General features: G+C 39.9%; 13 protein-coding genes. 8 read left to right on the forward strand and 5 right to left on the reverse strand.

Annotated features, from left to right (window positions below):
* Positions 1 to 21 precede the first annotated feature (21 nt).
* Genes ACTF5Q_RS10645 through ACTF5Q_RS10660 form a run of 4 tightly spaced genes read left to right on the forward strand, consistent with a single transcriptional unit; the run spans position 22 to position 5,448 of the window.
* Positions 22 to 1,419, forward strand: coding sequence for a carnitine 3-dehydrogenase (locus ACTF5Q_RS10645; RefSeq protein ID WP_438954592.1), 1,398 nt, complete (start codon positions 22 to 24; stop codon positions 1,417 to 1,419).
* 7 nt (positions 1,420 to 1,426) lie between these two features.
* Positions 1,427 to 2,587 carry an acyl-CoA dehydrogenase family protein gene (locus ACTF5Q_RS10650; protein ID WP_438954593.1) on the forward strand — a complete coding sequence of 387 codons (1,161 nt, stop codon included), beginning with the start codon at positions 1,427 to 1,429 and terminating at the stop codon, positions 2,585 to 2,587.
* A gap of 16 nt (positions 2,588 to 2,603) precedes the next feature.
* Positions 2,604 to 4,649 (forward strand): acetate--CoA ligase family protein, encoded by a 2,046-nt coding sequence (locus ACTF5Q_RS10655; protein WP_438954594.1) that lies wholly within the window; start codon positions 2,604 to 2,606, stop codon positions 4,647 to 4,649.
* Between the two features lie 13 nt (positions 4,650 to 4,662).
* Positions 4,663 to 5,448 (forward strand): carnitinyl-CoA dehydratase, encoded by a 786-nt coding sequence (locus ACTF5Q_RS10660; RefSeq protein ID WP_438954595.1) that lies wholly within the window; start codon positions 4,663 to 4,665, stop codon positions 5,446 to 5,448.
* 18 nt (positions 5,449 to 5,466) lie between these two features.
* Here ACTF5Q_RS10660 and hpt read toward each other — a convergent pair whose 3' ends face one another.
* The gene (hpt, locus tag ACTF5Q_RS10665) at positions 5,467 to 6,006 is read right to left on the reverse strand and encodes a hypoxanthine phosphoribosyltransferase (protein ID WP_029208010.1); all 540 of its coding nucleotides are present in this window, start codon (positions 6,004 to 6,006) and stop codon (positions 5,467 to 5,469) included.
* A gap of 68 nt (positions 6,007 to 6,074) precedes the next feature.
* On the opposite strand from hpt, the gene ACTF5Q_RS10670 reads away from it, so the two are divergent.
* On the forward strand, positions 6,075 to 6,521 hold the full coding sequence (locus ACTF5Q_RS10670; RefSeq protein WP_438954596.1) for a type II toxin-antitoxin system RatA family toxin: 447 nt from the start codon (positions 6,075 to 6,077) through the stop codon (positions 6,519 to 6,521).
* Here ACTF5Q_RS10670 and ACTF5Q_RS10675 read toward each other — a convergent pair.
* Genes ACTF5Q_RS10675 through ispD form a run of 4 tightly spaced genes read right to left on the reverse strand, consistent with a single transcriptional unit; the run spans position 6,518 to position 8,611 of the window.
* Positions 6,518 to 6,994 carry a CinA family protein gene (locus ACTF5Q_RS10675; protein WP_438954597.1) on the reverse strand — a complete coding sequence of 159 codons (477 nt, stop codon included), beginning with the start codon at positions 6,992 to 6,994 and terminating at the stop codon, positions 6,518 to 6,520. The genes ACTF5Q_RS10670 and ACTF5Q_RS10675 overlap by 4 nt on opposite strands.
* Positions 6,995 to 6,996: 2 nt before the next feature.
* Positions 6,997 to 7,482 (reverse strand): phosphatidylglycerophosphatase A family protein, encoded by a 486-nt coding sequence (locus ACTF5Q_RS10680; RefSeq protein WP_438954598.1) that lies wholly within the window; start codon positions 7,480 to 7,482, stop codon positions 6,997 to 6,999.
* Positions 7,479 to 7,958, reverse strand: a complete 480-nt coding sequence (ispF, locus tag ACTF5Q_RS10685) for a 2-C-methyl-D-erythritol 2,4-cyclodiphosphate synthase (protein WP_438954599.1) — start codon at positions 7,956 to 7,958, stop codon at positions 7,479 to 7,481. The genes ACTF5Q_RS10680 and ispF overlap by 4 nt, the downstream gene beginning before the upstream one ends.
* A 2-nt stretch (positions 7,959 to 7,960) precedes the next feature.
* Positions 7,961 to 8,611, reverse strand: coding sequence for a 2-C-methyl-D-erythritol 4-phosphate cytidylyltransferase (gene ispD / locus ACTF5Q_RS10690; protein WP_438954600.1), 651 nt, complete (start codon positions 8,609 to 8,611; stop codon positions 7,961 to 7,963).
* A 178-nt stretch (positions 8,612 to 8,789) separates the two neighbouring features.
* Between ispD and dusB the strand changes: the two genes are divergently transcribed.
* Genes dusB through ACTF5Q_RS10705 form a run of 3 tightly spaced genes read left to right on the forward strand, consistent with a single transcriptional unit; the run spans position 8,790 to position 12,220 of the window.
* Positions 8,790 to 9,761, forward strand: coding sequence for a tRNA dihydrouridine synthase DusB (gene dusB, locus ACTF5Q_RS10695; protein ID WP_438954601.1), 972 nt, complete (start codon positions 8,790 to 8,792; stop codon positions 9,759 to 9,761).
* Positions 9,758 to 10,822 carry a two-component system sensor histidine kinase NtrB gene (locus tag ACTF5Q_RS10700; RefSeq protein WP_438954602.1) on the forward strand — a complete coding sequence of 355 codons (1,065 nt, stop codon included), beginning with the start codon at positions 9,758 to 9,760 and terminating at the stop codon, positions 10,820 to 10,822. The genes dusB and ACTF5Q_RS10700 overlap by 4 nt, the downstream gene beginning before the upstream one ends.
* Before the next feature lie 12 nt (positions 10,823 to 10,834).
* Positions 10,835 to 12,220 (forward strand): response regulator, encoded by a 1,386-nt coding sequence (locus ACTF5Q_RS10705; protein ID WP_438954603.1) that lies wholly within the window; start codon positions 10,835 to 10,837, stop codon positions 12,218 to 12,220.
* The last annotated feature ends 64 nt before the right edge of the window (positions 12,221 to 12,284 follow it).

A 12,284-nucleotide genomic window follows, 5' to 3' on the forward strand; every position in this document is an offset into this window, starting at 1 on the left:
AGGGCATGAAGCGTTAGAAATATGATAAAGAAAGTCGCAATTATAGGGGGTGGAGTAATCGGTGGTGGTTGGGCTGCCAGGGTTTTGTTAAACGGTTTAGATGTTTACGTTTATGATTCAGATCCAAATGCAGAGCAAACTCTATTGGAAGTTATCGATAATGCGAGATTTTCCCTCCCTATGCTTTACGAGTCTAAGTTACCTAATGAGGGAAAAATTAAGTTTTGCGAGAGCGTTGCTGAAGCTGTTGTTGATGCGGATTGGATTCAAGAAAGTGTTCCCGAAAGATTAAATGTCAAACATGATGTATATGACGAAATTCAAACATTTTGTAAGACCTCAGCAATAATTGCGTCTTCAACGTCCGGGTTCAAGCCTTCGGAATTGCAAGAAAATTCCAAAGCACCAGAAAAAATTATAGTTTGTCACCCATTTAATCCGGTTTATTTGCTGCCCCTTATCGAAGTTGTCGGAAGCGATAAAACGTCCGCGCGGGATATAAAAAAAGCGATGGATGTTTTAAAAAAGTTAGGGTTCTTTCCATTGCATGTTCGAAAAGAGATTGATGCTCATTTAGCTGATAGATTTCTTGAGGCAGTTTGGCGAGAAGCTCTGTGGTTAATAAATGATGATATTGCTACTACTTCAGAAATTGACAATGCAATTCGATATGGTTTTGGTCTTCGTTGGGCTCAAATGGGCTTATTTGAGACATATCGCATTGCGGGCGGTAAAGCAGGCATGCAACATTTTTTATCTCAATTTGGTCCATGCTTACAATGGCCGTGGACAAAGTTGATGGATGTACCCGAACTGACGGATGAGCTTGTAAAAAAAATAGCATCCCAATCTGATAGCCAGTCCGGCGATAAATCAATCCGTGAACTTGAGCGTACTAGGGACAAAAACTTAGTAGCAATTTTACGTAGTCTGAAACAGCAAAACTTTGCCGCTGGCAATTTGATTTCTAATCACGAGGAAATGATATCTGAGAAGAAAACTTTAAAAAATAAAATGATTGTTAGCGTGGAGAGGGTTATTCCCGTTGATTGGACAGATTATAATGGTCACATGAACGAAGGTCGATATGGTCAAGTATTTTCAGATGCGGCTGATGGCTTTTTATCTTCAGTAGGTGTTGACTCTGTGTATATTGATTCTGGGAATAGTTATTTTACAGTTGAAAATCATATAAAATATTTAAATGAAACTTTAGCCGGTGAGCATATTTATGTGGATACATCTGTTCTGCTTGTCGATGGAAAAAAGCTTAAGCTTTTTCATACAATGAGACGCAAAACAGATAAGATCGAGCTAGCGACTTGCGAACAATTTCTACTTCATGTCGATCTAAATACGCGAAAATCAAGTGAGCCAGTGGGTGAAGTTGCTTCAAAATTACAAGAAATATTCAAATAGGTGAGTTATGGATTTTGGATTGTCTGACGAACAGAAGATGATAGTAGATACTGTCAGAAACTTTGTCGAAAAAGAAATTTATCCATTTGAGAGTGAGGTGGAGGCTACCGGGGTAGTTCGTAAAGAAGTTTCTGATGAAATTAAAAAGAAGACTATCGATCTTGGATTTTACGCGTGTAATTTTCCAAGCGAAGTCGGTGGTGCCGGCCTTAACCATCTAGAGTTTGCATTGGTCGAACGAGAGTTAGGTCGTGCTTCGATGGCGCTAAATCACTTTTTTGGACGTCCTCAAAATATTTTGATGGCGTGCACCGATGATCAAAGAGAGAGATATTTATTTCCAGCTGTAAGAGGCGAAAAAATGGATGCGCTGGCTATGACGGAACCAGATGCTGGATCCGATGTGAGAGGTATGAAATGCTCGGCTTATCGTGATGGGGGCGATTGGCTATTAAATGGTGTCAAACATTTTATTTCAGGAGCTGATCATGCAGATTTTGTGATTGTATTTGTTGCTACTGGTGAGGATCAAACCCTCAAAGGGCCTAAGAAGCGGATTACTGCATTTTTAGTTGATAGAGGAACGCAAGGTTTTACCATACGAGATGGCTATAAGTCAGTCAGTCATCGAGGTTATAATAATATGATCCTTGAATTCGATAATTGCCGATTATCGAACGAGCAAGTTCTTGGCGAAGTAGACGGTGGTTTTGAAGTCATGAACACCTGGTTATATGCCACTCGTATTACGGTTGCCACTATGTCAGTCGGCCGAGCAAGGCGATGCTTTGAATATGCATTGAATTATAGTGCAGAGCGGAAGCAATTTGGAAAAAGTATTGGAAAATTTCAAGGTGTTAGTTTTCAGTTAGCAGATATGATCACTGAAATCGATGCTGCAGATCTGCTTACATTAAGTTCTGCATGGAAATTAGACCAAGGTATGAACGCTAATAGAGAAATTGCTTCTGCGAAACTTTATGCATCCGAGATGCTTGCACGTGTAACTGATGCGACCTTGCAAATTCATGGTGGTATGGGACTAATGAACGACTATCCTATTGAAAGATTCTGGCGTGATGCGAGAGTAGAACGTATTTGGGATGGCACTTCAGAAATCCAAAAACACATAATCAGCAGAGAGCTGTTAAGGCCTCTTGGCTCATAGTACTGTGAAATTATAAGTGGTAAAAACAATCAAAATCAATAGTTTAGATAGGTTTCTTAAACCTAGAAATGTATTAGTTATTGGGGGAGGGGTTTGGGGCAAATCTATTGTTTTCCAATTAAAAAAAATTGGGTTTAATGGAAAGATATTTGCAGTGCATCCATCTGAAAACATGTTTTGTGGTTGTAAAACATACAGAAATATTGATGAGTTGCCTGTTCTGATTGATGCTGCTTTTGTTGGGGTTAACAGAGTTGCTACAATCGATATCATTTCGCAACTTTCGAAGGCCAACTGTGGCGGCGCAGTTTGTTTTGCGTCTGGGTTTTCAGAAGCTGTAAGTGAGCTAAATGATGGTCGCGAATTACAAGAAACATTGATTAATATGGCTGGAAAGATGCCCATTCTGGGACCTAATTGTTACGGCATAATAAATTATTTTGACAATTTTTGTTTGTGGCCGGACCAGCACGGGGGCCAAAAGGTAGATAGTGGCGTTGCCGTTATTACACAGAGCTCAAATATAATGATCAATCTAACGATGCAAAAAAGAGGTTTGCCCATAGGTTACGCAGTAACTGCTGGAAATCAAGCGCAGCTTGGACTGGCTGAACTGGCTATGAATATCGTAAAAGATAAAAGAGTTTCCGCTTTGGGATTGTATGTGGAGGGCCTAGGGTCGATAAGGAATTTTGAAAAGTTAGTGAGTTTATGTGATCGGCTGGGCAAAGCCATCGTTATTATAAAAATTGGTAAGTCAGAACACGCAAAAGTATCCGCGGTATCTCATACGGCCTCACTCGCGGGCAGTGACAAAGGGGCGGCAGCCCTAATGAAAAGGCTTGGAGTTGCAAGGGTGGATTCCTTAGCCGAATTTATCGAAACTCTAAAAATTTTTCACTGTCATGGTAGATTATCAGGTCCATCTGTAGCGTCTGTATCCTGTTCTGGTGGAGAGGCAAGTTTAATTGCAGATATTTCCAATGGTAAGCAGATTTCGTTTCCAAAGTTAACAAAAACACAAATAGAGGACCTTAAGATTGCATTAGGAGCCAAAGTGGCGCTAGCAAATCCATTGGATTATCATACCTACATTTGGGGGAATGCAGATAAAATGGCGCAAACATTTATATCAATAATGCAAGGTACAAATATAGATATTGGAATAATTATTGTGGACTTTCCCAGACCAGATTTGTGCGACCCTGCTGCTTGGGACTGCGTTGTGGAAGCCGCAATGGTTACAAAAAAAGCAATCAAAAAACCGGTTGCTTTGCTGTCCACGCTTGCTGAAAATATTGAAGAAAGTTTAGCAAAAGAATTAATGCAAAAAGATCTAATTCCCCTTTGCGGAATAGACGAAGGTTTAGCAGCAATAGTTGCAGCGTCTACTCAAAAAACTGATTTCGATATATTTAAAAATCCGGTAATTTTGCCTAATAATAATAAGAACTCCCGCCTGCTAGACGAAGCGTATTCAAAATCATTATTATCTGAAATTGGAGTCGATACGCCGCGAAATGTTGTGGTTAAAAATAACGAACTATTGGACAGTCTGCCCTTTGAGTTTCCTGTAGTTATCAAAGCGCTTGGATTATCTCACAAAACTGAAAATAGGGGAGTTCGATTAGGTCTAACTAGCGCTGAAGAATTAAAAATAGCTTTTGGTGAAATGGCTTTTTCTGAATATTTGATTGAAGAGATGATAAGTGATGTACTACTTGAGTTATTAGTTGGTATTATCAATGATCCCGCCCATGGTTTTGTTCTAACGATTGCGGCTGGAGGGATTTTTACTGAAATTTTATCTGATAGCCAAAGTTTAGTCATGCCATTTAATAGAAATGAATTAAATGCCGCGATTAAAAATTTGAGAATATCAAAAGTAATTGATGGCTATAGAGGCTCGGATGCAATAAATATGGATCCATTTATAAAGAATATTTTTAAGCTTCAGGAATTTGTAATCAAGAATAGTCATTGCTTGTCTGAGTTAGAAATAAATCCATTCTTAATCACAGCTTCTAGAGCCATTGCTGTTGATGCTTTAATAAAAATGTAGTTAGGGTTAGTGTATGTCTACTGAATCTGTAAAGACAAATATCGACGGACACGTTCTTGAAGTTACTTTGGATCGGCCAAAAGCAAATGCCATAGATTTAAAGACAAGCAAGATTATGGGTGATGTATTTTGTGATTTTAGAGATAACCCTAATTTGAGAGTTGCAATTATTACCGGGTCTGGAGAAAAATTTTTTTGTGCGGGCTGGGACTTAAAAGCTGCGGCAGATGGCGACGCGGTAGACGGCGATTACGGCGTTGGTGGTTTTGGTGGTCTGCAAGAGTTACCCCACATGAATAAACCAGTTATTGCGGCCGTTAATGGTATCTGTTGCGGCGGCGGTCTTGAATTAGCTCTTTCTGCAGATATTATATTGGCGGCAGAACATGCCTCATTTGCCTTGCCGGAAATACGTTCTGGTACTGTTGCAGATGCTGCATCATTAAAGTTACCAAAACGCATCCCATATCACATAGCAATGGAAATGTTATTTACTGGGAGATGGCTTGATTCGGAGGAAGCGGCGAGATGGGGTTTGATAAACCAGGTTCACAAGTCAAATGATTTACTTTCAAAAGCCAGAGAGCTAGCTGAACTTTTAGCTTCAGGTCCTCCTTTGGTATATGCTGCAATAAAGGAAGTTGTTCGAGAAGCAGAAAATATGAAGTTTAACGATGCCTTAAATATGATTACAAAAAGTCAGTTTCGAACGGTTGAAACCTTGTATCGTTCAGAAGACCAATTAGAGGGAGCACGTGCCTTTTCTGAGAAACGTGATCCAGTATGGAGAGGGAAATAAAACTTGACTAGGTATATTCTAGCCAGTAAAACGAACTTTTCCAATGTGGTCCAAATTTCTGTTGCGTTGAGCATAGTCAATTCCATAACCAACAACAAACTCATCTGGTATCTCAAAACCTGTCCAGTCTGCTTTAACATCAATCTCTCGTCTGCTTGGCTTATCAAGTAAAGCAATTGATTTTAACCGAGCGGGCCCCCTCGATTTCAGTAATGCTATTACATGGCTCAAAGTATAGCCAGTATCGACTATATCTTCTACGACCAGTACGTCTCTTCCTTCAATTGCTCCCCTTAGGTCTTTTAATATGCGCACTTCTCTTGAGCTTTCCATCCCATCGCCGTAAGATGATGCTTCTAAGAAATCAACTTCTACCGGCAGATCTAACTCACGCACCAAGTCTGCAATAAATACGAATGAACCTCGCAGCAAACCTACTACAATGAGTTTATCTGTACCTACGAATTCATTCTGAATATTTTTGCAGAGCTCCTCTACTCTGGCCGCAATTGCTTTTGCAGAAATCATTTCATCAATGACATATGGTCGCTCTGACATTAAATCACCCTTTATTTTTTCAACAACATTACGTATCTCTGACAAACTGTCACTACAAAAAAATATTAATGCCTACTCACTCTGAAACAAAAATTTTAAAATATCAGCCGGAACAGATGTTTGAATTGGTGGCGGATGTAGATAGTTACCCCCAATTTCTCCCTTGGTGTTCGGCTTCGAGAATACACTCTAGAAGTTTTATTGAAAATAATGAAGTTCTAGAAGCTGATCTGGTTATTAGTTTTAAAGTATTCCGTGAAAAGTTTGGGAGTAAGGTTACCTTGATGCGATCTGAAAACCAGATAATCACCGAATATATAGACGGACCTTTCAAACGAATGTACTCCAAATGGAGGTTTAAAAGTGTCAATAACGGTAGTGAGGTTTCTTTTTACGTAGATTTTGAAATGAAGAATGCTGTATTGCAAAAAATAGTAGGTGTTGTCTTTAATGAAGCAATGCATCGTGTTTTAAATGCATTTGAAAAGCAGGCAGAGGCTCTTTATCCTGATTAGGTTACCGAAAGCTCCTCATGCAATAGTTCTATTGCTTTTATGACTGCTGAAGATCTAATATTATTTCTTACTAAAGGGCCATATTCCACAGTTTCAACTCTAATTTTACCATTTTTTTTAGCAATTGCAAAGCAAACTAAACCTTCGGGTTTGTAATCGCTCCCACCGGGACCAGCAATACCTGTGATTGAAATAGCTATGGTACCCATTGATCTATTCAAAGCTCCTTCTGCCATCTGCTTTGCTACTTCCTCACTGACGGCTCCATGTTTTTCTAGAGTCTTCTTATCTACTCCTAAGACACTAATTTTAGAACGGTTTGAATATGTAATATAACCTTGCTCAAAAAAAGCTGACGAGCCAGGCATTTCAGTTAGGCAAGCCGCTAGCAAACCGGCAGTACAGCTTTCGGCGGAAACAATTTTACTCCCGCGTTTTTTTGCGATAGCATATAAGTCCTTGAGATCAGTCATATTCAAGAAATACCATGATAAAAAACTGCTAAAATAATTGTACAAATTGCTGCAGTGATTCCGGCAAAAATATCATCTAACATGACTCCTAATGCCCCGTTTTTCTCATCCGCCCAACCGATTAACGACGGTTTATAAATATCAAATATGCGAAAAAAGAAAAATGAAGATATCCACCCTGGCCATAAGTCTAACGAGGGTAGGTTGTAAAAAAAAACTGCCCAAGCAATCGGTAAGACTGCAATCCACAGTCCTATAAGTTCATCAATAACAACTTCGGAGGGGTCTTTATTTGCCGTTCTTTTTAAGTACTCGCTTGTAGCCCACCACCCAAATACACAAACAGATAAGAGTGCAATTGCAAACCCTATTATTCCAAAAGACTCTAACAATAATATTGCTAGAACGAGAGCAAATAAAGAGCCCCAGGTTCCCGGAGCAGGCCGAAGGTAACCAATTCCAAATATTGTGGCAATTGCTGCGCTCATGGGGTGATAAGAGTTGCTGTGGCTAAAGCAGCAATTCCCTCCTCGCGCCCGGTAAAGCCCAACCTTTCGGTGGTTGTGGCCTTTACAGAAATTCTATCCTTTTTTAGATTAATAATATTTTGAATGTTTATCTTTATTAATTCAGAATGATGTTTAATTTTTGGTTTTTCACAAATTATGGTACAGTCAACATTACCTATTTCAAAGTTTTTACTTTTTGCCAGCTTCACTGCATATTTGAGAAAAATCTCGCTCGGGGCATCCTTCCATTTTTTGTCATCTGGTGGAAAATGAGTGCCGATGTCTCCCTGTGCTAGTGCTCCGAAAATGGCGTCTGTTATGGCATGCAGTACCACATCTGCGTCTGAGTGTCCGCTAAGTTTAGAGGTGTGAGGAATTTTAACTCCACCTAAGATTACAAAGTTTCCTTCCTCAAAAGCGTGTACATCAAAGCCGTTACCAATTCTTATATCCATAATTAATATCCTAAAACAGCCGTAACGCGATCAAAATCTTCGGCTGTTGTTATTTTAATATTTTTTTCGCTACCGCGTATTACTTTAACTTTTATTCCCGCTGAAGTGGCAACTTCAACATCATCAGTCGCAGTCGATGAACTGGCTACGTGAGCATCAAATATCTTTGTGAAGTTAAAGCCTTGTGGCGTTTGAGCCCGCCAGATATTCTTCCTACTTTTGGTTTGCATCACCTCTTCGTCGATGACTTCCCAGAGCGTGTCTGTAACAGGTAACCCAGGCGATACGGCATCGGCCGTATCTAAATTATCAAGAACATTATTAATAACATTTAGTGGAGTTGATGGCCGCGCTGCATCGTGAATTAGCACGTAATCTGGCATTTCATTTTGTTTCAAAGCCTCTAGGCCAAATTTAACAGACTCGGATCTTGTATGCCCACCTTTCGTAAACAAAACATCGCTTCTATTTAAAAGATGAAGATCATCTGGGTGAAGGACTACCATTACATTATTAATTCTGGAGATATTCTTAAATAAATCTATTGAGTGGTCGATAATTCTTTTATTACCCAGTTTCTGCCATTGTTTTGGCATTGCACTCCCAGCTCGCGTTCCTCTACCAGCGGCAAGTATTAAGGCAATAATCTTCATCGAATGTCACACTTTTTATTATTAGTCGTTAAGAATGGTCTAAGTGTTCTTCTCAAAATATTCAATATAAGCATTTATTGCCTAAAATTTAATCATTTAATGTAGAGTGATGAAAAAAAAAGCATAAATTATTGTTCAAGTTTAATTGCCATACTAATTTCAAGTGAATGGAGTTATCATGACGCTAAATTCAAACATAAATACTGGTAAGGTTCCTGTTCTTCTGGCTCCTATGGCAGGAGTTACGGATTTACCATTTAGAAATGTGGTTTCTAAATTTGGTGTGGATATGGTTTTTAGTGAAATGATAGCGGATAATAGCTTACTTTCGAGACCTGTAAAAAACCAAAAGATTGAATTGGGCACCAGTTTCTCCAATACAGCGGTGCAGCTCGCAGGGTGTGAGCCAGCAACAATGGGCGAGGCCGCAAAAATAGTTTCGGATCTTGGCGCCGGAGCAATAGACATTAACATGGGCTGTCCTGCGAAAAAAGTCGTTGGAGGTTATTCTGGCTCGGCCCTTATGCGCGATTTGAAAAAAGCTTCAGCGATTGTAGAGAGAGTTGTAAACGCTGTTAACGTGCCTGTATCCTTGAAGGCGCGTCTTGGATGGGATGATGGCTCGAAAAATGCAAAAGACCTTGCCCTATTAGCTGAACAGTGTGGTGTACAGTTAATTACAATCCATGCACGAACTCGCAATCAATTTTATAAAGGCTTTGCGGATTGGAATGCCATTCTGGAAGTTAAAAAAGCGGTTAAGATTCCAGTTATAGCCAATGGGGACATTGTAGATATAAGCTCGGCTAGCCAAGCCTTAAAGGTGTCCGAGACTGATGGATTAATGATGGGGCGGGGTGTAATCGGAAAGCCTTGGGTAATCTCTCAAATATCAGCATTTGTGAATGGAGAGCCTCAGCCGTCAAGTCCTGCTGGATTGGGCCTTATTGAAGTAATCGCCGGACACTACGATGAAACTTTATCATTTTATGGCGAATTTCTCGGAGTAAGGATAGCTCGAAAGCATCTAAAACGTTATTTGGATATTTTCGGTTTATCAAAACAATTAACAACTGAGTTTTTAAGAGAGAACTCCGCAAAAGAGGTAATTAGAAAGCTTTTTGAAATACCAGAGCGGGTTAACCCATGAAAGTGGATTATGAGAAGGTTTGGATGTCTATTCCGCTTCCTTCTGTCGTTTTAAACGGCGACGACATTGTTGTTCAAGTTAATCCGCCAGGTGAGGGGTTTTTAAATGCATCAAGCAAATCCGTGAAAAATAAACGTATTTGGGACCTTATAGAAATCGATGCATCTCTAGAGGATAGCTACAAGAAAGTAAAAAAATTCCATTCTCCTTTGTTCATTACAGATGTTAAAGTTGGAGCTAACGGACGAGATCCAGTCCGTTGTAATATACAAATTGCCCCAGTCATTGGCCTTGAAGATAGTACTATCATATTGATTGCCCCAAGAGAGATTGCTGGTCGAATTTCCCAATCAAAGTCCGTAAAAGCAGCCGCAAAGTCTGCCATAGGAATGGCTGAGATGCTGGCCCATGAAATAAAAAACCCTCTCGCAGGTATTACAGGTGCTGCGCAGTTATTGTCGATGGGACTTTCGGCAACTGATCTGGAAATTACAGATTTGATTGTTGCCGAAACTAAAAGAATATTAAGTTTATTAGAGCAGGTAGAGCAGTTTGGGAATTTGAAACCTATTGATCCTAAACCACTAAATATTCATGATGTAATTGATAGGGCGAGGCGTTCTGCGCAGTTAGGTTTTAGTGCACATATAATTTTCAAAGAGGAATACGATCCTTCTTTGCCGTTAGTTTACGGAGATCCAGACCAATTACTTCAAGTATTTTTAAATTTAATCAAAAATGCCTCTGAAGTACAGCCAAATAATGGTAATATTAAATTACGTACATTTTTTGAACACAGCTTTAAACTACGAAGAGCCGATGGCTCGGGTCACTCTATGCCGATCCAAGTCGAGGTCATAGATAATGGGCCTGGTGTTTCTGAGGACATAAGAGATGAAATTTTTGATCCTTTTGTTTCAGGGCGAGATAATGGAACTGGCCTTGGTCTAGCTTTAACAAGTAAAATCATATCGGATCACAATGGTCTAATCTCTCTCGAATCTAAGCCTGGAAATACTGTGTTTCGTATTTCTTTACCTTTTGTGACAAAACTTAATTAAGGGGAATTTAGCATGGATGGCACTGTTTTAGTTGCGGATGACGATAGGACAATTCGAACAGTTCTTACTCAGGCGCTTACTCGCGCGGGTGTAAAAGTTCATGCAACTTCAAGCTTAACTACGCTAATGCGATGGGTTTCGGAAGGAAAAGGCGATGCAGTAATTACTGATGTCATGATGCCGGATGGGAATGGGTTAGAGATGTTGCCAAAAATTTCTCAAGATCGTCCAGATTTACCAGTTATCGTTATTTCCGCCCAAAATACTATCATGACCGCGATACAAGCAGCAGAAGCGGATGCATACGATTATTTGCCTAAACCTTTCGATTTGCCAGATTTAATGAAGAGATGCGCAAAAGCATTATCAAAAAAAGGAAAAGGTCTTTCGGCTTCATCTAGTGCTTCTATCAGAACTACCAACATGGATGCAGCTGATGAAGGCTTACCAATAGTTGGCAAAACTGCTTTAATGCAAAGTCTCTACCGTTTTGTGGCCAGGCTGATGAATTCTGAATTACCAGTACTAATATCTGGCGAGTCAGGAACTGGTAAAACTTTAGTCGCACAAGTATTACACGACTTTTCGGATAGAAGGAATATGCCTTTAGTTAGAATGAGGGTGGATGATTTAGTCGAATTGGATGGACCGTCTAAAATTCTTGCGCGGGCAAAGGACGGCACAATTCTTATCGAAGAGATATCGGATTTGGGGCCAGCCGAGCAAGGAAGATTGGTCAGTATGATTGACTCACCTGGAGAACATTCTCCACGTTTTCTGGCTACCTTAGTCGGAGAAATGACTGGGGCTGTAGATGACCAGAAAGTCAGACGTGATCTCTTTTATCGTTTAGGAGGAGCCCCCATAACAGTTCCTCCACTCAGGGAGCGGTTTGAGGATATTCCGTTATTAGCAAGCTTCTTTCTGGAAAAAGTTGACAAAGAAACGGGCATATCAAGAAATTTTGATCCGTCTGCAATGAAATTAATACAGACCTATACTTGGCCAGGAAATGTTAGGCAGCTAGAGAATATGGTTAAAAGGCTTGGTTTGACGGCAAAAGAGGCAGTCATTTCACTTAGTGAAGTCGAGCAAGCATTGTCTAACCAACCTGAAGTAGCTGCAATCTTGTCCATCGGAAAAAGCGATAGACTTGCATCCGATGTCGACAAGCATCTCAGGAGATATTTTGACCTACATGGCTCGCAACTTCCACCAAATGGTGTTTATCAGAGAATATTAAAAGAAGTTGAATTTCCGCTTATAACGATTGCCTTGGATGCTACAGGTGGTAATCAGGCTAAGTGTGCAAATTTGCTTGGAATAAATCGGAATACGCTCCGCAAAAAGATATCTGAATTAGATATTCAAGTAACAAGGAGAAGAAAACTGATGTAATGCGGCAACAATAGTGTTACATATTGTCAACAATATGTATAAGTGAGTCTTTGTGTCAGTAAGT

The sequence above is a fragment of the Candidatus Salinivivens marinus genome, from assembly GCF_965655845.1.
Taxonomy (GTDB): Bacteria; Pseudomonadota; Alphaproteobacteria; order Rhodobacterales; family Rhodobacteraceae; genus Salinivivens; species Salinivivens marinus.

Bases quoted from the DNA above. Each gene is read 5' to 3' on its own strand.
- ACTF5Q_RS10645 (WP_438954592.1), top strand. From the start codon at position 22: ATGATAAAGAAAGTCGCAATTATAGGGGGTGGAGTAATCGGTGGTGGT.
- ACTF5Q_RS10650 (WP_438954593.1), top strand. From the start codon at position 1,427: ATGGATTTTGGATTGTCTGACGAACAGAAGATGATAGTAGATACTGTC.
- ACTF5Q_RS10660 (WP_438954595.1), top strand. From the start codon at position 4,663: ATGTCTACTGAATCTGTAAAGACAAATATCGACGGACACGTTCTTGAA.
- hpt (WP_029208010.1), bottom strand. From the start codon at position 6,006: ATGTCAGAGCGACCATATGTCATTGATGAAATGATTTCTGCAAAAGCA.
- ACTF5Q_RS10670 (WP_438954596.1), top strand. From the start codon at position 6,075: ATGCCTACTCACTCTGAAACAAAAATTTTAAAATATCAGCCGGAACAG.
- ACTF5Q_RS10675 (WP_438954597.1), bottom strand. From the start codon at position 6,994: ATGACTGATCTCAAGGACTTATATGCTATCGCAAAAAAACGCGGGAGT.
- ACTF5Q_RS10680 (WP_438954598.1), bottom strand. From the start codon at position 7,482: ATGAGCGCAGCAATTGCCACAATATTTGGAATTGGTTACCTTCGGCCT.
- ispF (WP_438954599.1), bottom strand. From the start codon at position 7,958: ATGGATATAAGAATTGGTAACGGCTTTGATGTACACGCTTTTGAGGAA.
- ispD (WP_438954600.1), bottom strand. From the start codon at position 8,611: ATGAAGATTATTGCCTTAATACTTGCCGCTGGTAGAGGAACGCGAGCT.
- dusB (WP_438954601.1), top strand. From the start codon at position 8,790: ATGACGCTAAATTCAAACATAAATACTGGTAAGGTTCCTGTTCTTCTG.
- ACTF5Q_RS10700 (WP_438954602.1), top strand. From the start codon at position 9,758: ATGAAAGTGGATTATGAGAAGGTTTGGATGTCTATTCCGCTTCCTTCT.
- ACTF5Q_RS10705 (WP_438954603.1), top strand. From the start codon at position 10,835: ATGGATGGCACTGTTTTAGTTGCGGATGACGATAGGACAATTCGAACA.